This window comes from Frigoribacterium sp. CFBP 13605 (assembly GCF_014839405.1).
GTDB lineage: Bacteria > Actinomycetota > Actinomycetes > Actinomycetales > Microbacteriaceae > Frigoribacterium.
This window is the reverse complement of sequence record NZ_JACYNS010000004.1, coordinates 58,778-83,209: the sequence shown is the minus strand read 5'-3', so window position 1 is coordinate 83,209 and position 24,432 is coordinate 58,778. Positions and strand designations below refer to the sequence as shown.

The 24,432-nt window shown below is 66.7% G+C and carries 24 protein-coding genes and 2 tRNA genes; 11 read left to right on the top strand and 15 right to left on the bottom strand.

What is annotated here, in order from left to right:
* Nucleotides 1-145 precede the first annotated feature (145 nt).
* A complete protein-coding gene (gene pknB, locus IFT36_RS02740) occupies nucleotides 146-1,852 on the top strand; it encodes a Stk1 family PASTA domain-containing Ser/Thr kinase (protein WP_200412359.1) in 1,707 nt (568 codons plus the stop codon).
* A gap of 117 nt (nucleotides 1,853-1,969) precedes the next feature.
* On the opposite strand, the gene IFT36_RS02735 is transcribed toward pknB, so the two are convergent.
* From IFT36_RS02735 to IFT36_RS02725, 3 genes are read right to left on the bottom strand one after another with little or no spacing between them, the layout of a single operon-like run.
* Nucleotides 1,970-2,608, bottom strand: coding sequence for an anthranilate synthase component II (locus IFT36_RS02735; protein ID WP_123571112.1), 639 nt, complete (start codon nucleotides 2,606-2,608; stop codon nucleotides 1,970-1,972).
* The gene (locus tag IFT36_RS02730) at nucleotides 2,605-2,766 is read right to left on the bottom strand and encodes a hypothetical protein (RefSeq protein ID WP_173154031.1); all 162 of its coding nucleotides are present in this window, start codon (nucleotides 2,764-2,766) and stop codon (nucleotides 2,605-2,607) included. Before IFT36_RS02730 ends, IFT36_RS02735 begins: the two co-directional genes overlap by 4 nt.
* A gap of 2 nt (nucleotides 2,767-2,768) precedes the next feature.
* Complete coding sequence (locus tag IFT36_RS02725) at nucleotides 2,769-3,545, bottom strand: class E sortase (protein ID WP_200412358.1); 777 nt, start codon at nucleotides 3,543-3,545, stop codon at nucleotides 2,769-2,771.
* 152 nt (nucleotides 3,546-3,697) lie between these two features.
* On the opposite strand from IFT36_RS02725, the gene IFT36_RS02720 reads away from it, so the two are divergent.
* Nucleotides 3,698-3,931: a cell division protein CrgA gene (locus IFT36_RS02720; protein WP_043595289.1), complete on the top strand. Its 234-nt coding sequence runs from the start codon at nucleotides 3,698-3,700 to the stop codon at nucleotides 3,929-3,931.
* Between the two features lie 161 nt (nucleotides 3,932-4,092).
* Here IFT36_RS02720 and IFT36_RS02715 read toward each other — a convergent pair whose 3' ends face one another.
* A complete protein-coding gene (locus IFT36_RS02715) occupies nucleotides 4,093-4,941 on the bottom strand; it encodes a rhomboid family intramembrane serine protease (protein WP_056044212.1) in 849 nt (282 codons plus the stop codon).
* A complete protein-coding gene (locus IFT36_RS02710; RefSeq protein WP_056044214.1) occupies nucleotides 4,942-5,481 on the bottom strand; it encodes a peptidylprolyl isomerase in 540 nt (179 codons plus the stop codon).
* Between the two features lie 137 nt (nucleotides 5,482-5,618).
* Here IFT36_RS02710 and IFT36_RS02705 point away from each other — a divergent pair, with 137 nt between their 5' ends.
* Nucleotides 5,619-6,155, top strand: coding sequence for a hypothetical protein (locus tag IFT36_RS02705; RefSeq protein ID WP_123571109.1), 537 nt, complete (start codon nucleotides 5,619-5,621; stop codon nucleotides 6,153-6,155).
* A 256-nt stretch (nucleotides 6,156-6,411) separates the two neighbouring features.
* Here the strand turns inward: IFT36_RS02705 and IFT36_RS02700 are convergent.
* The 10 genes from IFT36_RS02700 to dnaA all read right to left on the bottom strand — a co-directional run bounded on the left by IFT36_RS02700 (nucleotide 6,412) and on the right by dnaA (nucleotide 17,857).
* A tRNA-Ala gene (locus tag IFT36_RS02700) sits at nucleotides 6,412-6,484 on the bottom strand.
* An 83-nt stretch (nucleotides 6,485-6,567) separates the two neighbouring features.
* A tRNA-Ile gene (locus IFT36_RS02695) sits at nucleotides 6,568-6,641 on the bottom strand.
* Nucleotides 6,642-6,714: 73 nt separating this feature from the next.
* Nucleotides 6,715-7,122, bottom strand: a complete 408-nt coding sequence (locus tag IFT36_RS02690) for a DUF3566 domain-containing protein (RefSeq protein WP_043595295.1) — start codon at nucleotides 7,120-7,122, stop codon at nucleotides 6,715-6,717.
* A complete protein-coding gene (gyrA, locus tag IFT36_RS02685; protein WP_056044217.1) occupies nucleotides 7,115-9,802 on the bottom strand; it encodes a DNA gyrase subunit A in 2,688 nt (895 codons plus the stop codon). The genes IFT36_RS02690 and gyrA overlap by 8 nt, the downstream gene beginning before the upstream one ends.
* 77 nt (nucleotides 9,803-9,879) lie before the next feature.
* The gene (gene gyrB, locus IFT36_RS02680; protein WP_056044219.1) at nucleotides 9,880-11,853 is read right to left on the bottom strand and encodes a DNA topoisomerase (ATP-hydrolyzing) subunit B; all 1,974 of its coding nucleotides are present in this window, start codon (nucleotides 11,851-11,853) and stop codon (nucleotides 9,880-9,882) included.
* Nucleotides 11,854-12,019: 166 nt separating this feature from the next.
* Entirely contained in the window at nucleotides 12,020-12,574 is a 555-nt protein-coding gene (locus IFT36_RS02675) for a DciA family protein (protein WP_082460102.1), read from the bottom strand.
* Complete coding sequence (gene recF, locus IFT36_RS02670; RefSeq protein WP_200412357.1) at nucleotides 12,571-13,830, bottom strand: DNA replication/repair protein RecF; 1,260 nt, start codon at nucleotides 13,828-13,830, stop codon at nucleotides 12,571-12,573. Before recF ends, IFT36_RS02675 begins: the two co-directional genes overlap by 4 nt.
* A 17-nt stretch (nucleotides 13,831-13,847) precedes the next feature.
* On the bottom strand, nucleotides 13,848-14,735 hold the full coding sequence (gnd, locus tag IFT36_RS02665) for a phosphogluconate dehydrogenase (NAD(+)-dependent, decarboxylating) (protein ID WP_056044222.1): 888 nt from the start codon (nucleotides 14,733-14,735) through the stop codon (nucleotides 13,848-13,850).
* Nucleotides 14,736-14,795: 60 nt separating this feature from the next.
* Nucleotides 14,796-15,944: a DNA polymerase III subunit beta gene (gene dnaN / locus IFT36_RS02660; RefSeq protein ID WP_056044224.1), complete on the bottom strand. Its 1,149-nt coding sequence runs from the start codon at nucleotides 15,942-15,944 to the stop codon at nucleotides 14,796-14,798.
* A 497-nt stretch (nucleotides 15,945-16,441) separates the two neighbouring features.
* Complete coding sequence (gene dnaA, locus IFT36_RS02655) at nucleotides 16,442-17,857, bottom strand: chromosomal replication initiator protein DnaA (RefSeq protein WP_056044226.1); 1,416 nt, start codon at nucleotides 17,855-17,857, stop codon at nucleotides 16,442-16,444.
* Nucleotides 17,858-18,245: 388 nt separating this feature from the next.
* On the opposite strand from dnaA, the gene rpmH reads away from it, so the two are divergent.
* The 8 genes from rpmH (at nucleotide 18,246) to IFT36_RS02615 (ending at nucleotide 23,352) form a co-directional block, all read left to right on the top strand.
* Nucleotides 18,246-18,383: a 50S ribosomal protein L34 gene (rpmH, locus tag IFT36_RS02650; RefSeq protein ID WP_043595303.1), complete on the top strand. Its 138-nt coding sequence runs from the start codon at nucleotides 18,246-18,248 to the stop codon at nucleotides 18,381-18,383.
* Between the two features lie 8 nt (nucleotides 18,384-18,391).
* Entirely contained in the window at nucleotides 18,392-18,727 is a 336-nt protein-coding gene (gene rnpA, locus IFT36_RS02645; protein ID WP_056044228.1) for a ribonuclease P protein component, read from the top strand.
* A complete protein-coding gene (gene yidD / locus IFT36_RS02640; protein WP_082460104.1) occupies nucleotides 18,724-19,086 on the top strand; it encodes a membrane protein insertion efficiency factor YidD in 363 nt (120 codons plus the stop codon). The genes rnpA and yidD overlap by 4 nt, the downstream gene beginning before the upstream one ends.
* Nucleotides 19,087-19,096: 10 nt before the next feature.
* Complete coding sequence (yidC, locus tag IFT36_RS02635; RefSeq protein WP_200412356.1) at nucleotides 19,097-20,053, top strand: membrane protein insertase YidC; 957 nt, start codon at nucleotides 19,097-19,099, stop codon at nucleotides 20,051-20,053.
* Nucleotides 20,050-20,613: a Jag family protein gene (locus tag IFT36_RS02630; RefSeq protein ID WP_200412355.1), complete on the top strand. Its 564-nt coding sequence runs from the start codon at nucleotides 20,050-20,052 to the stop codon at nucleotides 20,611-20,613. Before yidC ends, IFT36_RS02630 begins: the two co-directional genes overlap by 4 nt.
* 10 nt (nucleotides 20,614-20,623) lie before the next feature.
* Nucleotides 20,624-21,259, top strand: coding sequence for a 16S rRNA (guanine(527)-N(7))-methyltransferase RsmG (rsmG, locus tag IFT36_RS02625; protein ID WP_056044233.1), 636 nt, complete (start codon nucleotides 20,624-20,626; stop codon nucleotides 21,257-21,259).
* A gap of 222 nt (nucleotides 21,260-21,481) precedes the next feature.
* Nucleotides 21,482-22,405 (top strand): ParA family protein, encoded by a 924-nt coding sequence (locus IFT36_RS02620; RefSeq protein WP_056044235.1) that lies wholly within the window; start codon nucleotides 21,482-21,484, stop codon nucleotides 22,403-22,405.
* Nucleotides 22,405-23,352 carry a ParB/RepB/Spo0J family partition protein gene (locus tag IFT36_RS02615; protein WP_159828383.1) on the top strand — a complete coding sequence of 316 codons (948 nt, stop codon included), beginning with the start codon at nucleotides 22,405-22,407 and terminating at the stop codon, nucleotides 23,350-23,352. Before IFT36_RS02620 ends, IFT36_RS02615 begins: the two co-directional genes overlap by 1 nt.
* Nucleotides 23,353-24,432 lie beyond the last annotated feature (1,080 nt).

The following is a 24,432-nucleotide window of genomic DNA, read 5'->3' as shown; positions in this document are numbered from 1 at the left end:
ACCCCGGTCGTGCAGACGACCGGGGTCACGAAGCCCTGACAATCATCCCTTCGGCCTAGGTCCGTACCCAGTCCGGGGGCTACCGCCCCGGTACACTGGCTCCGACCGTGTCGCCAGACAGGGGTGGGTCGTTGGGAGAACAGGCGTGGCTGAAGGTGTGAGAGAGAGCATCCATCTCCTCGCCAACCGGTACCAGATCGGTGACCTGATCGGCCGCGGTGGCATGGCCGACGTCCACGTCGGCACCGACGCCCGACTCGGCCGCAAGATCGCCGTCAAGCTGATGAAGCCCAGCCTCGCGACCGATCCGGCCTTCCGGTCGAGGTTCCGCCAAGAGGCCCAGGCCGCCGCCCGCATGGCCCACCCGACCATCGTCCGGGTCTTCGACGCCGGCGAAGAGGTCGTCCGCGACCGCCGCGGGCTCGACGTGGTCGTCCCCTTCATCGTCATGGAGTACGTCGAGGGGCGTCTGCTCAAGGACATCGTCGCCGAAGGCCCACTCGACCCCGACGAGGCCGTGCGGGTCACCTCGGGCGTGCTGACGGCCCTCGAGTACTCGCACCGGGCGGGCGTGGTCCACCGCGACATCAAGCCCGGCAACGTCATGTTGACCAACTCGGGCCAGGTCAAGGTGATGGACTTCGGCATCGCCCGCGCCATCAGCGACTCGGCGGCCACCGTCGCGCAGACGACGGCCATCCTCGGCACCGCGCAGTACTTCAGCCCCGAGCAGGCGCGCGGCGAGACCGTCGACGCCCGCACCGACCTCTACTCGACCGGCGTCATGCTCTTCGAGTTGCTCACGGGCAAGCCGCCCTTCACCGGCGACAGCGCCGTCGCGGTCGCCTACCGTCACGTCAGCGAGCCTCCCGTCCCCCCGAGCACGCTCGAGCGACAGGTCAGTCCGGCGCTCGACGCCGTCGTCCTGCACGCGCTCACCAAAGACCGCTTCGACCGCTTCCAGAGCGCCGCCGAGTTCCGCGACGACCTCGAAGCCGCGGGCGCCGGTCGTGCTCCGGCCCGCCGGCCGCACGCTGTCGACGCCGGCTCCACGCTCTTCGGCGTCAACCCGCACGCGAATGCGGGCAGCGAGGCCGCGCTGAAAGAGCTGCAGTCGGACGACACCGGACGGCCCCAACGAACGCAGACCCGGCCGCCCGTCGCCTGGATCTGGGCGGGCATCGTGCTCGTGGCCGTCGTCATCGTCGCCGTCGTCTTCTGGGTGGTCAACCTGACGCCTCCCACCGTCGACAACGCCCAGTCGTCCCGCATCCCCGACCTCGTCGGGGTCAGCTTCGAGACCGGATCCGCCCGCCTCGACGACCTGGGCCTGACGGTCGTCCGTGCCGACGCCACCAGCCCGACGATCGACGCCGGCGACATCGTGTCGACCGATCCGGAGCCCGGCACGTCCGTCCCGAAAGAATTCGCCGTCACGGTGACCGTCTCGTCGGGGCCCCAACTCGTCGCCATGCCGTCGGTCACCGGTCAGACCGTCGACGCCGCTTGGCAGGCCATCACCGATGCTGGTCTCGAACGGGGCCAGCAGAGCTCCGACTACTCGCCCACCGTTGCCGAGGGGTCCGTCCTCTCGTCCGATCCGGCAGCGGCTGCGCAGGTCGCCCTCGGCTCGGGTGTCGACATCGTGGTGTCCAACGGTCTCGTGCAGCTTCCCGACGTCACCCGCCAGCCGTCGGAAGAAGCCATCACGACCCTGCGCGACCAGCTCGGTCTGGCGGTCACCCCGCAGGCCGACCCCGGCTGCACCGGTGAGACGGTGTCGGGCATGAGCGTCCCGCCCGGCGACGTGGCTCAGGGCTCGGCGGTCACCCTGCGCATCTGCACCGGCTGAGCCCTCGCAGAAGCCACGGAGCGACGCCGAGGTCCGACGAAGCCAGTTCGCCGCTCGGAGCGAGACGCCGAGAGCACGACGCTCGGACTTCGACGTCCGGACGACGGGCTCGGACGTTCAGCCCAGGTCGACGAGCGGGTCGAGCCCCCGGGCCGTCACGGCTGCCCCCGGCAAACCGGCGACCGACAACCAGTTGCCGATCATCTGGTAACCGCCCTGGGTCAGCACCGACTCGGGGTGGAACTGCACGCCGTAGACCGGCGCGGAACGGTGCTGCAGGCCCATGATGACGCCGCCCGTGGTGCGCGAGGTCACCTCGAGCGTCTCGGGCACCGTCTCGTCCACCACGGCGAGCGAGTGGTACCGCGTCGCGGTGAACGGCTGCGGGACCCCGTCGTAGAACGCGCTGTCGTCGTGTTCGACCTTCGACGTCTTGCCGTGCATCAGTTCGTCGGCGTGCGTCACGGTGGCCCCCAGCGCCTCGGCGATGGCCTGGTGCCCGAGGCAGACGCCCAGCAGCGGCTTGTCGGCCGCCAGCGCGGCGTGCACGACGTCGATGGAGACGCCGGCGGCAGCGGGGGTCCCCGGGCCGGGCGACAGCAGCACGGCGTCGTACTCGGCGATGCGGTCGGCGGTGTCGGCCGCGTCGAACGCGTCGTTGCGGACGACGTCCGTCTCGGCACCCAACTGCTGGAGGTACCCGTTCAGCGTGTAGACAAAGCTGTCGTAGTTGTCGAGGACGAGGATGCGCGTCATGGTTGCTCCACGGTGACGTCGGGGGTGGGCAGGAGTTCGTTGACGTAGGGGAAGACCCACTCGACGAGGGCGAACAGCACGGCGGCGATCAGGACGAGCACGAGCACGAGCCTGACCCACCAGGGTCCGGGCAGGATGCGCCAGAGGGCGGCGTACACGGTCAGCCTCCGATTCCGGCAGCGGCGAGCTCGGCGGGTGCGCCGGCCGACAGCGGCTGCCACGAGTCGAACACACCGTAGGCGACGATGCGTTCTTGGGCGGTGAACATCGGATTGCAGCTCGTCAGGGTGATCAGGCGGTCGCCCGAGGTCGCCGACACGTCGGGAGCGTCGGGCACCTGCTGCAGCACCGAGACCTGCGTGGCCTGGACGTACTGCAGGTTGCGGAACAAGTACGTGAACCAGCCGTCCTGGGTCTGGACGTACATCTTGTCGCCCTCTTGCAGGTCGGCGATCTCGTTGAACGGCGCCCCGTAGGTGGTCCGGTGGGCGGCGATGCCGAAGTTGCCGACCTGGCCGGGCATCTGCGTCTCGTCGTAGTGGCCGATGCCGATCTTGTTGAGTGTTCGCACGGTGCTCGTCCCCCCGGCGATCGGGACCGCGTAGTCGGCGCCGAACCGTGGGACGTAGAAGTTGGCGAACTCCTCGGCCTCGCCGGGCGCCGCCCCCACGGGCGGCTCACCGTACGAGCCGTCGGGCGACGGCTCGGGCGCTGCAGTCGCCGCCTGGTCGAACTGCTCGCTCAGCCGTGCCGCCTCGCCCTTGTGGGCGTCGGCGACGACGAGGTCGTTGAACCACTGCTGCCACCCGATGAAGAGCAGCACCAGGACGCCGGCCGTGATGAGCAGTTCTCCGAGGACGCTGACGAAGGAGGCGCGGGATCGACGGCGACGCTTCGTGCGTCTCGAGAGCTGGGCCTCGCCCCCGTGGTCCGTCATGACTCGATTCTAGGCGGGCTCCGCTCCCCCGGAGACTGTGGCGGCCACCGGTGGACAACGTGTGGAGAGCATGTGGAGAACGCGGGCGTACCCGGGGACGGACGTGGCGACCCTCCCAGGACCGAAAAGGGCCTCACGGTACACTGTGCGCCATGGCCAAAGACACGAACCGCAGCACGAAGCCCGCCCGCACCGCAGAGGACGCGCCGAACCCCGTGTGGTTCAAGCCGGTCATGTTCGGCTTCATGCTCGTCGGTCTCGCCTGGATCGTGGTGTTCTACGTCAGCCAGAGCACCCTCCCGGTGGCTTCGCTCGGCTCGTGGAACATCTTGGTCGGCTTCGGGATCATGTTCATCGGGTTCTTGATGACCACCCGGTGGCGCTAGAACGCACCTTCGAACTTACACGCCTGTAACTATCCCCATTGTGGGAAACCCTGTGGATAACTTTCCTGTGGATAACTCGGGCGGGTGAGATCGCGTCGGCCGACGAGAAGAGGCGGCTCCCCGATGGGGAGCCGCCTCTCGTCGTTCACCGTCCGGGTGGTCTAGAACAGCCCGACCAGCTGGGCCGATCTGGCCAGGAGCACCGCGACGACGACCACGCCGATCGCGACGAGCACGGCGATCTGCACGGCGTGCTTCGAGCGATGACGGGTCTTCGAGAACAGGAACGCGATCGCCCCGCCCACGACGATGCCCCCGAGGTGGGCCTGCCACGCGATGCCGGGCACGATGAACCCGATCGCGAGGTTGATGCCGACCAGCACCAGGAGTTGGATGCTGCGACCACCGAGGCTGCGGGCGATGACGAAGAACGCCGCCATGAGGCCGAAGATGGCCCCGGAGGCACCGACCACGAAGCTTCCGGGTGCCAGGAGGGCGACAGCGGCCGAACCGCCGATCCCCGAGAGGAAGTAGAGGGCGGCGAACCGACCTCGCCCCAACTGACGTTCGAGTTCTGCCCCGAAGATGTACAGCGAGTACATGTTGAAGAGGATGTGCAGGATGCTCCCGTGCACGAACATCGTCGTGACGGCGCGCCAGGGCTGCACGATCTCGAGCGGCGGGTAGAACGCCAGGGCCCGCGTGACCACGCCGTTGCCCGTACCGGTCACGAGCTGCAAGAGGAACACCGCTACGGTCACGCCGATGATGCCGTAGGTGACGACGGGGGCGCCTCGCCGAGACGCGCTACGGACCCGACCGACCACCTGCGGTTGGAGGCGCGGTGCGTTGCCCCGCGCCTCCTTCACGCACTCCGGGCAGTGGACCCCCACCGCGGCGGGCGTCTGGCACTCGCCACAGATGGTGCGACCGCACCTCTGGCAGAGGACGAAGCTCTGCCGGTCGGGGTGCCGATAGCAGAAGTTCGAGCGGTCGTGCGGATCGGTCACCTAGACCTCGTCGATGGTGACGCTCTCGAGCACCACGTCCTCGAGGGGCTTGTCGCGGGCGTCGGTCTTGACGGCCTCGATCGCGTCGACGACCTTCTTGGACTCGTCGTCGGCGACCTCCCCGAAGATGGTGTGCTTGCCCTGCAGCCACGGGGTCGGAACCGTCGTGATGAAGAACTGCGAACCGTTGGTGCCCTTGCCGCCGCGCGAGCCGGCGTTGGCCATCGCGAAGATGTAGGGGGCGTTGAAGTTCAGCTCGGGGTGGATCTCGTCGTCGAACTGGTAGCCGGGCCCGCCGACGCCCTGGCCGAGCGGGTCGCCGCCCTGCAGCATGAAGTCCTTGATGATGCGGTGGAAGACGACGCCGTCGTAGAGCTTGTCGGTGCTGACCTTGCCGGTGGCCGGGTGGGTCCACTCTTTGGTGCCGGTGGCGAGACCGACGAAGTTGGCGACGGTCTTCGGGGCGTGGTCGCCGAAGAGGTTCACCTTGATGGTGCCGTGGTTGGTGGTGAGGGTGGCGACAGCGGTGTGCGTTGACATGTCGTCATTCTTCCACAGCCACCTCTACGCACCAGCGACTCCCCAGTCACCGTTCCGTGACCTGTCAGGAACCTCCGTGCCACACTGGGACGGGCCAGCAACTCTGGCTCCACTGCCTACTCGTTGGAGGAACGTTCATGGCCCTGTCACGCAAGCAGAAGAAAGAACTCAAGAAGTTCAAGAAGCACGCTGTGGCGGTGTGGGGTGAGCAGCGCGGCGTGATCGACCACGCCGGCAAGGTCATCGGCGGCTACCGCGACGACGCCGTCAAGATCGCGAACAAGAAGGTCGTCCCCCAGATCAAGCACGCGGTGGACTCGAACGTCCGCCCCGTGGTCTCGCAGGGCCTCTCGACCGGCTCGCACTACGCGTCGGTCGCTCAGGACCGCCTGAAGCACGACGTCTACCCGGCGTTCTCGTCGGCTCTCGGCAACCTCGACCTCGCGAACGACCCGAAGGTCGCGAAGGCCGTGAAGAACGCCAAGAAGCAGGGCAAGAAGGCCGCGGCGAAGTACGTGCCGCGCCAGCAGAAGTCGGGCCCCGGCGTCGGCGGCGTCCTGCTGATCGGCGTGGGCGTCATCGCTCTCGGTGCCCTCGTGTTCGCGGCCGTGCAGACGCTTCGTGCCGACGACGAGCTCTGGGTCGCCGACGACGACGCCGACACCAAGGCGTAGTCCCTCACACCCCCACGAAGGGCCCGCCTCCCCGGAGGCGGGCCCTTCGTCGTCCCTGCCCCCGACGACTGCAGCATTCGACGCTGATCCGGCCCCAGCACCAGCACCAGACCAGCACCAGCACAGACACTGCCTAAGGCCCAACGTTGCACGCACGTCGGCGAAGCCGACACGGGCCCGGAGGGCCCCCAGACCAGCACAAGAGAATTGCCCCTGTCCGCTGACGGAGTCAGCGGACAGGGGCAAGGCAATCCAGTGGAGCCTGGGAGAATCGAACTCCCGACATCCTGCTTGCAAAGCAGGCGCTCTACCAACTGAGCTAAGGCCCCGACCCCCCGGTCACCGGGGGAACGAGCACGATCTCACCACCCTGCGCGTCAGGAGACGAGCGTGATGTGAGACCGGTACTGCGTGGGGCTAATAGGACTTGAACCTATGACCTCTTCGTTATCAGCGAAGCGCTCTAACCGCCTGAGCTATAGCCCCCGGACCGTCGTAAAGCCTACAGCACCACGACGGCGAACTCGAATCGGCGGGTTCAACCGACTCGAATGGTGGATCAGTTGTTGGTGAATCCGACGAGGAGACCGCCGGTGATGCGCACGCTCAGGTTGTAGAGGACGGCGACGATGGCCCCGAGGACCGTGCCGACGACCACGTTGAGGATGGCCACCACGATCGAGAAGAGCATGATCTGGCCGACGTTGAAGGTGTCCTGGATCGAGAAGCTCGAGTCGCCGAGGATGTCCCGCAGCAGGGCGTCGAGGTCGTCGAAGATGCCGGTCTGGTTCAGGATCGCCCAGATGAGGAAGGTGGCGACGACCGTGATGATGCCGATCGCGACCGAGATCAGGAAGGCCAGCTTCACGACCGACCAGAAGTCGATGTAGACCAGCTTGAGGCGGACCTGCTTGGTGCCGGACGGTCGTTTCGCCTTCTTCTGCAGTCTCTCGGCGACACTACTCATTGTTCGTTTCCTCTCCGGCGGTTCCGGGGGCCTCGTCGTCGGTCGACTCGGCATCGACCGACGTGACGTCGGTCGTGGGGATCTCGGTGTCGGCGTCGACGGACTCGACGGACTCGACAGACACTACGGCCTCGGCCACGGCGTCCGCACTCTCGTCGACCTCGGCCGCGAGATTGCGCTCACTGTTGCGGGCCACGGCGATGATGCGATCGTCGCTCGCGAAGCGGGCGAAGACGACGCCCATCGTGTCACGGCCCTTGGCCGGCACCTCGGAGACGGCGGAGCGGACCACCTTGCCGCCGGACAGCACCACGAGCACCTCGTCGTCCTCGCCGACGATCAGGGCACCGGCGAGGTCTCCCCGCGCCTCCGCGAGCTTCGCCACCTTGATGCCGAGACCGCCACGGTTCTGGACGCGGTACTGGTCGGCGGCCGTGCGCTTGGCGTAGCCGCCCTCGGTGACGACGAAGACGTAGCCCTCTTCACCGACGACGGAGGCGCTGAGCAGCGTGTCGTCGTCACGGAAGGTCATGCCCTTCACGCCCGAGGTCGACCTGCCCATGGGGCGCAGCGACTCGTTGGTGGCCGTGAAGCGCAGCGACATGCCGTGACGCGAGACGAGCAACAGGTCGTCGTGCTCGTCGACCAGCAGAGCCGAGACGAGTTCGTCGTCGTCGCGCAGGTTGATCGCGATGATGCCGCCGGTGCGGTTCGTGTCGTACTCGGTCAGCGAGGTCTTCTTGATCAGGCCGTCGCGGGTGGCGAGCACGAGGTAGTCCGCGACCTCGTAGTCGCGGATGTCGAGCACCTGCGAGATCTGTTCGTCGGGCTGCATGGCGAGCAGGTTGGCCACGTGCTGGCCCTTGGCGTCGCGGCCGGCCTCCTGCAGCTCGTAGGTCTTGGCGCGGTAGACCCGACCCTTGTTCGTGAGGAACAGCAGCCAGTGGTGGGTGGTCGTCACGAAGAAGTGGTCCACGACGTCGTCGGCTCGCAACTGTGCTCCGCGGACGCCCTTGCCGCCCCGGTGCTGGCTGCGGTAGTTGTCGCTGCGGGTGCGCTTGACGTAGCCACCCCGGGTGATGGTGACGACCATCTCTTCTTCGGGGATGAGGTCTTCGACGCTCATGTCGCCGTCGAAGCCGAACATGATCTCGGTGCGACGGTCGTCGCCGTACTTGTCGGTGATCTCGGCGAGCTCGTCGCTGACGATGGTGCGCTGACGCTCCGGCTTGGCCAGGATGTCCTGGTAGTCGGCGATCTCGCGCTCGAGCTTGTCGGCGTCGTCCTGGATCTTCTGACGCTCGAGGGCGGCCAGGCGACGCAGCTGCAGGTTGAGGATGGCCGAGGCCTGGACCTCGTCGACGTCGAGGAGGTCCATGAGACCCGCGCGCGCCTCCTCGACGGTCGGCGACCGGCGGATGAGCGCGATGACCTCGTCGAGGGCGTCGAGCGCCTTGAGGTAGCCGCGCAGGATGTGCGCGTCGGCTTCGGCCTTCTTCAGGCGGAAACGCGTGCGGCGCTGGATGACGTCGATCTGGTGGTCGACCCACGCCGAGATGAAGCCGTCGAGCGCGAGCGTGCGGGGAACGCCGTCGACGATCGCGAGCATGTTCGCGCCGAAGTTCTCTTGCAGGCTCGTGTGCTTGTAGAGGTTGTTCAGCACGACCTTGGCGACCGCGTCGCGCTTCAGCACGATGACCAGGCGCTGACCCGTGCGACCGGAGGTCTCGTCGCGGATGTCGGCGATGCCGCCGATGCGGCCGTCCTTGACCAGCTCGGCGATCTTGATCGCGAGGTTGTCGGGGTTGACCTGGTAGGGCAGCTCGGTGACGACGAGGCAGGTACGACCCTGGATCTCCTCGACGTTGACGACGGCACGCATCGTGATCGAACCGCGGCCCGTGCGGTAGGCGTCCTGGATGCCCCGGACCCCGAGGATCTGTGCCCCCGTCGGGAAGTCGGGGCCCTTGACGCGCTGCATGAGCGCCTCGAGCAGCTCTTCACGCGTCGCGGTGGGGTTCTCGAGGTACCACTGTGCGCCCGAGGCGACCTCGCGGAGGTTGTGCGGCGGGATGTTGGTCGCCATGCCGACGGCGATGCCGACCGAGCCGTTGACCAGCAGGTTGGGGAACCGGCTGGGCAGGATGGCCGGCTCGCGGGTGCGACCGTCGTAGTTGTCCTGGAAGTCGACGGTGTCCTCGTCGATGTCGCGCACCATCTCGAGCGCGAGCGGGGCCATCTTGGTCTCGGTGTACCGCGGGGCGGCGGCGCCGTCGTTGCCGGGCGAGCCGAAGTTGCCCTGGCCGAGCGCCAGCGGGTAGCGCAGGCTCCACGGCTGGACGAGACGCACCAGCGCGTCGTAGATCGCCGTGTCACCGTGGGGGTGGAACTGGCCCATGACGTCGCCGACCACGCGCGAGCACTTCGAGAACGCGCGATCGGGGCGGTAGCCACCGTCGTACATCGCGTAGATGACGCGGCGGTGCACGGGTTTGAGGCCGTCACGCACCTCGGGCAGGGCCCGGCCGACGATGACGCTCATCGCGTAGTCGAGGTACGAACGCTGCATCTCGAGCTGGAGGTCGACCTGCTCGATGCTGTCGCGCTTCGGTGCCTCGGCGAAGGTCTGTGCACCCTCGGCGTCGGTGCCCTCGGGGGTGTCTGTCGGCTCGTCGGCCATGATTCTCCGTTTGTCGTGGTCTGCCCCGTGGTGCTCGTCGGGGCGCGGGCGTGCTCCGGATCAGCCGGAGGCGCGCATCAGATGTCGAGGAAGCGGACGTCTTTCGCGTTCTGCTGGATGAAGTTGCGGCGCGACTCGACGTTCTCGCCCATCAGGGTGTCGAAGATGGTGTCCGCGGCCACGGCGTCCTCGAGCGTCACCTGCAGCAGCGTGCGGGTGTCGGGGTCCATCGTGGTCTCCCACAGCTCTTTGTAATCCATCTCGCCGAGGCCCTTGTAACGCTGGATCGCGTTCTCCTTCGGGATGCGCTTGCCGGCCGCGCGACCCGACACGAGCACCGCGTCGCGCTCGGCGTCGCTGTACACGTACTCGTGGCTGGCGTTGCTCCACTTGAGCTTGTAGAGCGGCGGCTGCGCCAGGTATACGTAGCCGAGGTCGATCAGCGGCCGCATGTAGCGGAAGAGGAGGGTGAGCAACAGCGTCGTGATGTGCTGGCCGTCGACGTCGGCGTCGGCCATCAGGACGATCTTGTGGTACCTCGCCTTGTCGGGATCGAAGTCTTCTCCGATGTCGGCGCCGAAGGCCTTGATCATGGCCTGCACCTCGTTGTTGCCGAGGGCACGGTCGAGACGGGCCTTCTCGACGTTGAGGATCTTGCCCCGCAGCGGCAGGATCGCCTGGGTCTCGGGGTTGCGCCCCTGGACGGCCGAGCCACCGGCCGAGTCGCCCTCGACGATGAAGATCTCGCTGCGCGAGGGGTCCTTGCTCTGGCAGTCCTTGAGCTTGCCGGGCATGCCGTTCGACTCGAGCACGCCCTTGCGGCGGGTCTGCTCACGGGCCTTGCGCGCGGCCAGACGGGCCTGCGACGCGAGGATGCCCTTGCGGACGATCTCGGCGGCCTGCTTGGGATTGCGGTCGAACCAGTCGTTCAGCTGCGACCCGGCGACCTTCTGCACGAACGACTTGGCCTCGGTGTTGCCGAGCTTGGTCTTCGTCTGGCCCTCGAACTGCGGCTCGCCGAGCTTGATCGAGATGACGGCCGTCAGGCCCTCGCGGACGTCGTCGCCCGAGAGGTTGTCGTCCTTCTCCTTGAGGAAGTTCTTCTCGCGCGCGTAACGGTTGATCAGCGTGGTCAGCGCTGCACGGAAGCCCTCTTCGTGCGTGCCGCCCTCGTGGGTGTTGATCGTGTTCGCGTAGGTGTGAACGCTCTCCTGGTACGAGGTGTTCCACTGCATCGCGACCTCGAGCGAGATCTTCTTCTCGGTGTCTTCCTGCTCGAAGGCGATGATGTCGTCGTGGACGGTCTCGACCTTCTTGGTCGTGTTCAGGTACTCGACGTAGTCGACGAGGCCCTTCTCGTAGTGGAAGACGTCGTGACGGGGCTCGGCGTCGTCCTCTTGCACGCGCTCGTCGCTGAGCTCGATGCGGAGGCCCTTGTTGAGGAACGCCATCTGCTGGAACCGGGTGCGCAGCGTCTCGTAGTCGAACTCGACGGTCTCGAAGATCTCGGAGTTGGGCCAGAACGTGATCGTCGTGCCGGTGGTGTCGTCCTCTTCGCCCTTGGCCAGCGGCGCGACGGGCACGCCGTCGGTGAAGCTCTGGCGGTAGACGTTACCCTGACGGCGGACCTCGACGTCGAGTTCGCTCGACAGGGCGTTGACGACCGAGCTGCCGACGCCGTGCAGGCCACCCGACACGGCGTAACCGCCGCCGCCGAACTTGCCGCCGGCGTGCAGCACGGTGAGGACGACCTCGACGGTCGACCGACCCTCGACGGGGTGGACGTCCACCGGGATGCCACGACCGTTGTCGACGACGCGGACGCCGCCGTCCTCGCGCATGGTGATCTCGATGTGGTCGCAGTGGCCGGCCAGGGCCTCGTCGACCGAGTTGTCGACGATCTCGTAGACCAGGTGGTGCAGACCACGGGGCCCCGTCGAGCCGATGTACATGCCGGGACGCTTGCGCACGGCCTCGAGACCCTCGAGGACCTGGATCGCACTGGCGCCGTAGGTGTCGTCGGGCTGGGCGTCGGTGGGATCAGCTGACATGTGCGTAGGGGCTCCTGCCGGACGGGACGAAGATGTGCCGACCGGTCGCGACCGCTGTCTGGGCGGCCCTCGGACGACCTTCCGAGTCTACCGCAGGCCTGTCCGCCGCGGGGCGAAATCCGCCCTCAGACGGATTTTCCCACCGCACTTGGACGATTCACCCTCGTCAACCATAAGTATCGCGAGGGCCCCGCCCTGGAACCGATCTGGGGCCGCGTTTCCAGGTCGGGGCGTTGGGTGCCAGGAAACGCACCGACTGGATGCCCGCGTCCGGGTACCTCTTCACGATGGTCGTCGTGACCTGCGTGCGCATCAGCCGCAGTTGCGTCGCCCACGCCGTCGAGTCGCACTGGACGGTCAACGTGCCGTCGTCGATCGAGACCGGATCCGAGTGCGCGGCCAGCTCCGCCCCCACCATGTCGGGCCACGCGGTCATCAGCTCGGACTGGGCCAACGGGCTGTTCCAGCCGAGTTCGTTGGTGACGGCCGAGAGGACGTCGGCGATGCCCCGGGGCTCGCGTCCCGTGCCGAAGGGCTGGCTCGGGGAGCCCAACTTGATCGACTTGCGCTTCCGGGCGTCGCGCGACCGCGAGTTGGGGTCGCCGAACACCCGGCGGAACCGCAGATAGACCCGTTGGGCCTCGCTGTCGGGCTGCGCCTCGGGCTCAGGAGGCGCGGGTGGCGTGGACGCCGGAGGCTGCGGTGCGTCGTCGACGCTCACCGCGCCTCCTCGGCGTCGCCGAGCCCCTCGTCGCCGGGCCCCTCGTCGCCGGCCACCGCGGTGACGACCGCGTCGTCGCCCGGACCGTCGACGGCGGGGGCGTCGTCGAGGATCGTCCCCTTGGCGATCCGGACCGTATGGGCCTTGAGTCGTGAGGGGACGTCGCCCTCGACCGCCGCCGTGATGAGGACCTGCTCGTAGTCGGCGACGGCGTCGGCCAGACGTTCGCGACGGGATCCGTCGAGTTCGGCGAAGACGTCGTCGAGCACGATCACCGGGTCGCCCGTCGGCGAGTCGACCCGGACCACGGCGGCCGAGGCCAGCTTCAGCGCGAGGGCGAACGACCAGGACTCGCCGTGGCTGGCGTAGCCGCGCGCGGGGAGCCCGTTGAGCGAGAGGAAGAGGTCGTCGCGGTGCGGCCCGACGAGCGTCAGCCCCCGCTCGAGCTCGGTCGGTCGGACACGGGCCAGCGCCTGACGGAAGACGTCGGGCACCTGGTCGGCGGGGATGGACTCGGTCGGCCCCTCGGCCGCGGTCGTCTCGTCGTCGGGTGTCGCGCCCCGGATGCTCAGCACCGTCGAGAGGTGTGCGGCGTGGTCCGCGCCCGCCACCGCCGCGTAGGCACGGGTCACCTCGGGGGCCAGGTCGGCCGCGAGCCGGTCACGCGCGACGACGAGTTCGCTGCCGAGGGCCACGAGACGTTCGTCCCAGATGTCGAGCGTGCCGAGCTGACCGGCCTTCACCCCGGAGGCGCGGGCCGACTTCAGGAGCGTGTTGCGTTGTCTGAGCACCCGGTCGTAGTCGGTCTGCACGCCGGCGAACCGGGGCGACCGGGCCACCAGGAGTTCGTCGAGGAAGCGTCGACGGCCGGACGGCTCGCCCCGGACGAGCGCGAGGTCCTCGGGAGCGAAGAGGACGCTCGTGAAGTAGCGCGGAAGCTCGCGAGGCTTGATGGCCCCACGGTTGACCTGCGCCCGGTTCGGCGACGACCGGTTGATCTGCACCTCGGCCAGCAGTTCGCGCTCGTCGGCGAGCAATCGCGCCCGCACGACGGCCGAGTCGCGGCCCTGGCGGATGAGAGCCGAATCCGACGACACCCGGTGGGATCCGAGACTCGACAGGTAGCCCAGGGACTCGACCAGGTTGGTCTTCCCCTGGCCGTTGCTGCCGACGAAGAGGTTCGGCCCGCGCGCGAGGCTGACTTCGGCAGACGTGTAGTTGCGGAAGTCCGTCAGGCTGAGATGCAGTACTCGCACGCGGGCCGGTGGAGGCGCTAGGCCTTCTTGACGGCGTGGCCGCCGAACTGGTTGCGCAGTGCGGCGACGGCCTTCATCGTCGGCGAACCCTCGCCCTGACGCGAGACGAAGCGCGCGAAGATCGACGCGCTGATCGTCGGCATCGGCACGGCGTGGTTGATGGCTTCTTCGAGGGTCCAGCGACCCTCGCCGCTGTCCTCGACGTAACCCGAGATCTCGGCGAGCTTGGGGTCGGCCTCGAGGGCGAGGACCATGAGCTCGAGCAGCCAGGAACGCACGACGGTGCCGCGCTGCCAGGCCTTGAAGGTGCCGGTGACGTCCTTGATGAGGTCGCTTCGGGCCTCGAGCAGCTCGTAGCCCTCGCCGTAGGCCTGCATGATCGCGTACTCGATGCCGTTGTGGACCATCTTCGCGTAGTGACCCGCGCCGGTGTCGCCCGCGTGGACGAAGCCCTCTTCGCGAGGACCCTCGGGACGCAGGGCGTCGAAGATCGGCTGCGCCAGGGCGACGTTCTCGGCGGAACCACCGACCATGAGGCCGTAGCCGTTGTCCTTGCCCCAGACGCCGCCCGAGACGCCGGCGTCGACGTACTTGATGCCCTTGCCGCCGAGGAGCTTCTCGTTGGCGAAGTCGCTGGTGAACTTCGAGTTGCCGCCGTCGATGACCAGGTCGCCTTCGGAGAGCTCGTTCGAGAGCTCTTCGATGACGCCGGCGGTGATGTCGCCCGCGGGCACCATGACCCAGACGATGCGGGGGGCGGGGAGCGTGGTGGCGAGCTCGGCGAGGCTGGCGACGTCGGAGACGGCGGGGTTCGCGTCGTAACCGGTCACCTCGATGCCGCTGTCGCGCAGGCGGGCGCGCATGTTGTTGCCCATTTTGCCGAGACCGACGAGGCCGATGTGCATGAGGTTCCTTTGTTCGTGGCGGTGGGGCCCGGAGGCGGCACCGTTGCTGGCAGAGCGCTCTTAGCGCAGGAGGAGGTTGGGCTGCAGCAGGTACTTGTAGCTGTCAGCACCGGCCTGGTCTTTCGAGGACTGACTGGTGATCAGCACGGGACCGGGCTTGTTCGGGTTCTCCGTCTTGGTGAAGGAGATGCGGACGAACTCGGAATGAACTGCTCCGAGACCGTCGAGGAGGAACTGCGGTTTCAACGAGACCACCGTGTCCTCTCCCGTCAACAACGCATCGATCGACTCTGACGCCTGCGCTTGTTCGCTTCCGATGGCCTCGAGGGTGAGGCCGTCGATCGTGAACGTGAACCTGAGGGCCGCCTCGCGCTCGAGGACGAGCGAGACGCGGCGGACCGACTCGACGAGCTCGGCCGTGTTGATCACGGCGTAGTTCTCGACGGTGTCGGGGAAGAGACGCTTCACCGGAGGGAAGTTCCCCTTGATGAGCAACGAGGTGACGGTCTTGTTGTCCGCCTGGAACGCGATGAGCTCGCGCTCGTCGGATCCGGTGATCGAGACCGAGACGGTGCCGGCGTTGCCGAAGGTCTTGCCGACCTCTTGCAGCGTACGTGCGGGGACGAGAGCCGTCGTCGTGGTCGTGCTCGCCACGGTGCCGGGATCGAATTCGATGCCTCGGACGGCGACGCGGTAACGATCGGTGGCGACGAGCGAGAGGGCGTTCTCGGTGACCTCGAGCTGGACGCCGGTGATGACCGGGGTGACGTCGTCGCGGGATGCCGCCACCGCGACCTGGGAGACGGCGAGGGCGAAGGAGTCGCCGGGCACGACGCCCGAACGGTCGCCGACTGTCGGCAGGGTCGGGTACTCCTCGACCGGCATGCTCAGCAGGGAGAAGTTCGCGGATCCGCAGCTGACCGAGATGCGGTTCTCCTCGGTGGAGAAGGTGACCGGCGCGTTCGGCAGACGGCTGGCGATGTCGGCGAGCAGTCGGCCGGAGACCAGGATCGTGCCCGGTTCGTCGATCTCGGCGGGAATGCTCGTCTGGGCCGAGACCTCGTAGTCGAAGGACGACAGGGTGAGCCCGTCGGCGTCGGCCTCGATCAGGACACCGCTGAGGATCGGCAAGGTGGTGCGCTGGGGCAGCAGCTTGACGGCGAAGGAGACCGCATCGCTGAAGACGTCACGGTTGACCTGGAACTTCACGCGGGGACCCCTATCGACTTCGCTCTCGTGGATGGCCGGTTAATAGTGGCACAGCATCGGGGTCCGCCCTTCCGGGAGGCGAAAGCCGAGGCTCCGGGCCCGGATCGATCCACAAGGTTGTCTCTCCATCAATTTCTTGTAACCAGGATTAACAGTCTTAACCGTTGTGCACAGTGTGGATAACCTGTTTAAAACCCCGGGGCTCGGCGGAACTACACACGTGTGACTTGTGGACGGCGTGTGGAACCGAATGACAAGAATGCTCGGGGTCTGCCGGTCGCTCCGAGTGGGATCCCACAGGTCCCCCGGATCCGTGAACAAGGTCGACACGGTTATCCACGAGTTTCCACAAGTTATCCACACTGTGTGGAACGTGACTCCCCAGGGCCCCCTCAGACCCGTCGAGCGCCCCCTGGAACGACGAACGGGCGCCGACACGTGGTCGGCGCCCGGACGGGACGGTCGTGGAGGACGGGCCGGCCTGGCCCGCCGTCCCGTCACTTGTAACGGGTGTCCTGCTTGATGCGACTGGTGAGTTCGGTCACCTGGTTGTAGATCGACCGGCGTTCCTTCATCAGTTCGCTGATCTTCTTGTTGGCGTACATGACCGTCGTGTGGTCGCGGTTGCCGAACAGCTGTCCGATCTTCGGCAGTGACAGGCTCGTGAGTTCGCGGCACAGGTACATGGCGATCTGGCGGGCCGTGGCGATGGCCTGTGAGCGGGACGATCCGTAGAGGTCGTCGACCGTCAGCTTGAAGTAGTCCGCGGTGTGGTTGATGATGTCGACCGGCGCGATGATGTTGTCCTCGTCGAGCGTGATCAGGTCCTTGAGGACGGTCTGGACGAGGGCCAGGTCGACGGCGGTGCGGTTCAGGCTGGCGAAGGCCGTGACCCTGATGAGGGTGCCCTCGAGCTCACGGATGTTGCTCGACACCTTGGTCGCGATGAACTCGAGGACCTCGTCGCGGATCTGCAGCTTCTCGCTCTGGGCCTTCTTGCGCAGGATGGCGATGCGGGTCTCGAGGTCGGGAGCCTGGACGTCGGTGATCAGGCCCCACTCGAAGCGCGAACGCATGCGGTCCTCGAAGCCGGTGAGGTGCTTCGGCGGCAGGTCGCTGGTGATCACCAGCTGCTTGTCGTGATCGTGCAGGGTGTTGAAGGTGTGGAAGAACGCCTCTTGGGTGCTGTCCTTGCCCTGCAGGAACTGGATGTCGTCGATCAGCAGGATGTCGATCTCTCGGTACCTCTGCTGGAAGAGGCTCGACCGGTTGTTGGCGATCGAGTTGATGAAGTCGTTCGTGAACTCCTCGCTGCTGACGTACCTGACCCGGATCCCCGGGTACATGGTCTCGGCGTAGTGGCCGATGGCGTGCAGCAGGTGGGTCTTGCCCAGCCCCGACTCCCCGTAGACGAAGAGCGGGTTGTATGCCTTGGCCGGAGCCTCGGCGACGGCGACGGCCGCGGCGTGGGCGAATCGGTTCGACGCACCGATGACGAAGTTGTCGAAGCTGTACTTCGGGTTCAGGCGGGAGTCGTTGCGTTTCCCGCTCGCGCTCGTCTCGACGGGCGCCGGCACGAAGGGCGCCTCGATGTAGTGGACCGGCTCCGACTGCTCGACCTGCTGCGTGAGGGTGTCCGGGGTGATGTCGGGGTTGACGGTGATGGCGAAGCTCGAGACGGAGGTGTCGCCCAACCCGGCGATGGACTCGAGCAGGGGCTCACGGATCCGTTGTTCGAGCATGCCGCGGGTCAGGTCGTTGGGCACCTCGAGGTAGAGGGTGCCGCCCAGCACGCCCTTGGGCTCCACGAGGCTGATGAAGCCGTGCAGCTGCGGCGTGATGCGGTCGTCGGTCGTCAGCGTCGCGAGGACGGAACGCCACAGGTCCTGGACCGGGTCGACGGTGTGCGCCACTGGAGTCTCTTTCTCGCGGTTCGGCAGCGGACGGATCCGGCCGCCTCCGCGTGCGGGTCGCGTTCACCCGACGGTGTTCGAAGGGTACGAGTGCGGGACGAGTTATGCACAGCTTTCTCCACCGATCGGTTGGCGCCGTTCGGGCCGGGATCGCTGCGTGTTCCCCGTCGTCACGCGGAAGTACCGCGAGAAGTACCCACCTTAGTTCGACGGGGTGTGGAGTCCGCAATCAGAGTTTTCAACACTGTGGACAAACCTCCTGGGAAGCGGCCGTTTGACCCGGGCTCCGATCACGCGTACTTTTAATCAGTTGATTTCAGCCGCGTTGGCTGTACAAGACTTCTCGGATCGTGGCAACAGGCCTGGTCCGCTTTCCTGGAGGACCACCATGAGCAAGAGAACGTTCCAGCCGAACAACCGTCGTCGGGCCAAGAAGCACGGTTTCCGTGCTCGCATGCGTACGCGTGCCGGCCGCGCGATCCTCGCCGCCCGTCGTGGCAAGGGCCGCACCGAGCTCTCGGCGTAGCCACTTCCGTGTTGGCCCGGGCCAACCGGATCGTCCGCGCAGACGACTACCGAACCACCGTGCGCCGTGGCCGCAAGTCGGGCACGGCGCATTCGGTCGTCTACGTGCGGCGTCGTGACGACGAGCTGGTCCGGTTCGGTTTCATCGTGGCGAAGACCGTGGGCAACGCGGTCGTCCGCAACACGGTCCGGCGCCGGCTCAAGGGGGTGTGCCACGAACTCCTGCCGACGATCCCCGGCGGGCTCGACGTCGTGATCAGAGCCTTGCCAGGCAGCCCCGACGTTGCGTGGTCTACCCTGCTGTCGGACATCTCCGAGGTGGTCGACAGGGGCGTGAGAGCGTGACAAGAGCGGTGCAGTTCGTCGCGTTGCTTCCCCGCAACGCGTGCGTCCTCATCCTCCGCGTCTACCGCGCCGTCGTCTCCCCGCTCTACGGCGACGTCTGTCGCTACTACCCGTCGTGTTCCCGGTACGCCCTCGAGGCCATCCAGCTGCACGGCGTCGTGCGGGGCGTGGCCATGGGCAGCTGGCGCATCGCCCGGTGTCACCCTTGGGCAGCCGGAGGCGTCGACGACGTCCCCGAGCCCCGTACACAGAAGTACCGCGTCACGAAGTCCGGCTTCGTGACACCGCGATCCGGCACCACCGCCCCCGACCTCCTCGGGACGGGCCGCATCGCCGCACAGAGCCACGGAAAGGGCTGACCCGAACACCATGGACTTCATCGGCACCATCCTCTGGCCCCTGAGATGGGTCGTCGAGGCGATCCTCGTCGGCTTCCACAACGTCCTCACGGCGTTCGGCATGGACACCGCGGCCGGCAGCACGTGGGTGCTCTCGATCGTCGGCCTGGTCCTCGTGGTCCGGGCGTGCCTCATCCCGATCTTCGTCCGCCAGATCAAGAGCCAGCGACGCATGATGGAGATCGCGCCCCGGCTCAAGAAGATCCAGGACAAGTACAAGGGCAAGCGCGACCAGTTCAGCCGCGAGGCCATGTCGCGCGAGACCATGGCGCTCTACAAGGACACGGGGACGAACCCGCTCAGCTCGTGCCTGCCCCTGCTGATCCAGATGCCGATCTTCTTCAGCCTCTACACCGTGCTGCACAACGCGCAGCAAGAGAAGGTGGGCATCGGCCTGCTGAACGCGGCGCTCTCGAACTCGTTCGGTGAGTCGGCTCTCTTCGGCGCCCCCCTGAAGGAGACCTTCCTGGGTGCCACCACATGGGAGGTCCGCCTGATGGCCGGAGCGATGGTGGTCATCATGACCGCCTCGCAGTTCATCACGCAGCTGCAGATCGTCTCGAAGAACATGTCGCCCGAGACCAAGGCGAGCCCCATGTTCAAGCAGCAGCGCATGCTCTTGTACTTCCTCCCCCTCGTGTTCGTCTTCTCGGGCCTGTCGTTCCCCCTCGGCGTCATGTTCTACTGGCTCACCTCGAACGTCTGGACCATGGCCCAGCAGTTCCTGGTCATCCGCAACATGCCCACCCCCGGCAGCGAAGCGGCCCTGGCGCGTGAAGAGCGCCTCGCGCGCAAGCAGCAGCGCAAGGGACTCCCGAGCATCACCGTGACCGAGATCGAGTCGGCGCCTGCCATGCCGAAGACGACCCAGCGGACCCAACCCGTCGGCAAGAACCGCTCCAAGAAGCAGAACGGCCCCAAGAAATGACCTCTGACGACTCCACGACCGACATCGTGAAGCCCGCCGCCGAGAACGACGACGCCGTCGTCTCGAACGACACCGAGGAGGCGCAGGTCGCCTCGGACGACGCCGCCGACGTCCTCGACGAGGGCGACATCGCCGCCGACTACATCGAAGAGCTGCTCGACATCTGCGACTTCGACGGCGACATCGACATCGAGGTCCGCGGTGGTCGTTCGTACATCTCGGTCGACTCGAGTGGTGAGCAGAAGCTGCGCGTCCTGTCGAAGCCCGACACCGTCAACGCCCTCCAAGAGCTGACCCGCATCGCGGTGCAGACCAAGACGGGTGAGTTCTCCCGCCTCATCCTCGACATCGGGGGATCCCGCGCCACTCGCGAGACGGAACTCGGACGCCTGGTCGACCACGCGGTCTCGAAGCTCGAGGACGGCGCCACCTCGGCGGCCCTGCCCCCCATGTCGTCCTACGAGCGCAAACTCGTGCACGACATCGTCGCGGCACGGGGATTCACCTCGGAGTCCGAGGGCGAAGGCCGCGACCGTCACACCGTCATCACGCGTCCCTGAGCCGGACGACATGACCGACACGTCGACCCTCGAGGTCGAGCCCGCCGTCGCGGCGACGATCTTCGGCGACCGGCTCGACGTCGTTCGCCGCTATGTGGCCGACCTAGCCCAGCACGGCGAAGAACTCGGCCTGATCGGACCGCTCGAGCTGCCGCGTCTCTGGACCCGCCACGTCGTCAACTGTGGCTTGCTGGCACCTCTGCTGGTCGCGGGTCGCGTCGGGGACATCGGGTCGGGTGCCGGCCTCCCGGGACTCGTGCTCGCTGCTGCTCGTCCGGACGCCACGCTCGTCCTGATCGAGCCGATGGAACGGCGCGTCGACTGGCTGACGGCTGAAGCCGATCGCATGGGGCTCGACAACGTCGAGGTCGTCCGTGCCCGTGCCGAGGACGTGCAGCTGGACGGGTGGCTCGACCAGGCGACCGCTCGGGCCGTGTCGGCCCTCTCCAAGTTGATTCCGCTGACGGCGCCGCTGGTGAAGACCGGGGGGCAGCTGCTGTTGATGAAGGGCGCTCGGGTCGACGACGAGATCGCCGCCGCACGCAAGGTGATCGCCCGCCATCACCTCATCGACGTCGAGGCTCGTGAACTGGGTGTGGGGCTCGTCGACGAGACGACCCGGGTGTTCATCGCCACCTTGGACTGACTGGTCCATGTGAGTGACGGTAATGTGGCTTTGACCAGGCCATGTTCGACTACTCGGGGGTTTGCGCTCCGTGTCGACCGAAGTGGTTAGGCAGGCACGCGGACCTCGGGTCCCCGTCTTTGTCGGGGCCTGCCGATAGACTCGGTCTCCGATCCCCGATGATCACCGTGCCGCCTCGCAGCGGCGTGATCACACCTCCGGGTAGGTCGTTTCACGTGAAACATGGCGATACGGAGACCCTCAGTGAGTTCCTCGGCTGACGACGACAGAAGCACTCCCCTGGCTCGAGAGCTTGCCGACCTGAACCGTCGTAAGAAGGCCCTGTCTCGCGAACCGCTCCCGTCGCCCGCCTCGACCCGAGTGATCACCGTCTCGAACCAGAAAGGCGGTGTCGGCAAGACCACGACCACCGTCAATCTCTCCGCCGCCCTTGCGCGGAGTGGGGCCAAGGTTCTGGTCATCGATCTCGATCCCCAGGGCAACGCCTCCACGGCCCTCGGTGTGGAACACCGGGCAGAGACCCCGAGTGTCTACGACGTCGTGGTGAACGACGGCGAGGTAGCGGACGTCGTCCAGAAGAGCCCGGAGTTCGACACGCTTTTCTGCATCCCCGCGACCATCCATCTCGCCGGCGCCGAGATCGAACTCGTCTCACTCGTCGCTCGCGAGCAACGACTGAGCAGGGCGTTGTCCGAGTACCTCAGCAAGACCGAGAACGCCGGCGATCGTTACGACTACGTCTTCATCGATTGCCCTCCGTCGCTCGGGTTGCTCACGATCAACGCGTTCGTCGCAGCCAGTGAAGTACTCATCCCCATCCAGTGCGAGTACTACGCACTCGAGGGGTTGAGCCAGCTGCTGCGCAACATCCAGTTGATCGAGAAGCACCTGAACCCCAAGCTCAAGGTGTCGAGCATCTTGCTGACGATGTACGACGGCCGGACGAACCTTGCTCAGCAGGTCGTCGCCGACGTTCGCGAGCATTTCCCAGATGAGGCACTGAACACTCTCATACCCCGGTCCGTCAGGATCAGTGAGGCCCCCGGTTACGGGCAGACCGTCATCAGCTACGACACCAACTCCCCCGGGTCGATCTCGTACCTCGAGGCGGCCGCCGAACTAGCACGTCGAGGAGCACCCCAGTAATGGCAACCAAGCGAACCGGTCTCGGGCGCGGCATCGGTGCCCTCATCCCCGTCTCCGACGAGAGCCAGGACCGCCCGGTCGACGTCTTCTTCCCGACGGCACAGCAGACGGCCGACGAACTCATCGCCGTGCCGGGCGCTCGTCTCGCCAACCTGAATCCGCTGGACATCACTCCGAACGCGCAGCAGCCTCGGGCCGAGTTCCGCGCGGAAGAGCTTGCCGAGTTGGTGACCTCGATCCGAGAGGTGGGCGTACTGCAGCCCATCGTCGTCCGCCCGATCAAGAACGGCGGCAAGGGAGCAGCACAGTACGAGCTGGTCATGGGCGAGCGGCGTCTGCGAGCGACCAAAGAGCTCGGGCTCGCAACGATCCCCGCCATCGTCAAAGACACCGCCGACGACGCGATGCTGCGTGATGCGTTGCTGGAGAACCTGCACCGCGCCGAGCTCAACCCTCTCGAAGAAGCCTCTGCCTATCAGCAACTTCTTGCCGACTTCGGCATCACCCAGGATGAACTGGCGACCCGCATCGGTCGGAGCCGCCCCCAGATCACGAACACCCTGAGGCTGCTGAGGTTGCCGGCAGCCGTCCAACGGCGAGTCGCCTCCGGCGTCCTCACCGCAGGCCACGCTCGGGCGATCTTGAGCACGGGTGACCCGGTCCTCATGGCCCGTCTCGCGGATCGCATCGTCAATGAAGACCTCAGCGTACGAGCTGCCGAGGCCATCGCTGCAGGGGGCAGCGCGAAGCCGAAGTCGACGCGCACGGCCACTCCCGGCAAGCATCAGGCTCATCTGGACGAGGTGGCCGAGACCCTCGGTGACCGGTTCGAGACGCGGGTCAAGGTGTCCTTGGGCGCTCGGAAGGGGTCGATCACCATCGATTTCGCGTCCATGCAGGACCTGAACCGCATCCTCGGCCAGTTGGGACACGACCAGGAGTCGTGACTCGTCGCCCACAGCGTTGACCGGCATCGGTTTCACGTGAAACATCGACCGCCCCTGCCTTTGCCGGTAGGGGCGGTACTTGTTGGTTGGACATTAACGCTATGTGAGCGTCGTGTGGTGGGACGTTTCACGTGAAACAGTGCAACCCGTCTTCGTGCAGCACTCCGCCCACGCGGGATTCTGACAGTGGTCTCGCCCAGATGGAGTTGGTGAGCTTCCTTTTGGCTGTTAAGGCAGGCAGGTTCCTTCTGGAGTGGCACGGTGCTGATTTCGGCCGTGATCCGGTGTCTTCTAGCGGCACGAGAAGCTTGCGGTGTTGATGCAGGTGCAGGTGCAGGTACATGGCGGTTGTGTATGGCCCAGGGCAGAGGCCGCAGGCACAGGGCCAGCGGACGGCGCAGGCGCAGGTACAGGGCCAGGTGTAGACGTTCGACGCGCGCAGGTGCAGGGCGGAGGGTGAGATCGCCGGCGCAAACTGCACGCGCACGCGCACGGCAGGTGCAGTGCTGAGGGCGGCGTCGTAGGCGCGAACAGCACGCGCATGCGCACGCGCAGGTGAAGACGCAGTGCGATGGCAGGGGTACGCCGAGGTGCGGGCGCAGGTGGTCGCATGACTGCCGATGGGGGCGAAGGGACTGACGCGGGGGCGAGCAGAGGTCCTCATGCACGGACAGATACAGGTTCAGGCCCTGTGGAGATCGAGACACCGTGTCGACGCGGGCACAGACCCACCTCCGGGGCAGCGCAGGCAAAGGACACGTGCGCCGGCAGCTGCACGTCCTGAGCATGTGGTGGCACAAAGTGGACGCTGGAACCTGGGCCAGCGTAGACGAACATTCCGCATCTTCCTCGAGGGGTTCGACATGGAGGCCAGGATGCATGGCTGTGTGCCTGGTAGGCGGTACTCGCGGCGGCCGCATTTCGTCGGCAGCGTCGATCCCACTCGGGCATGATGACCATCGAGAGGTTCATCAGACTCGACGTAAGATGATTCGTCGTAGCTTCTAGGGAGACGTCAAGGTCCCGTAAACGTCGATCTCACGGGCTATTTCTGTGTCAAGTCCACGGGTGGACGACAAC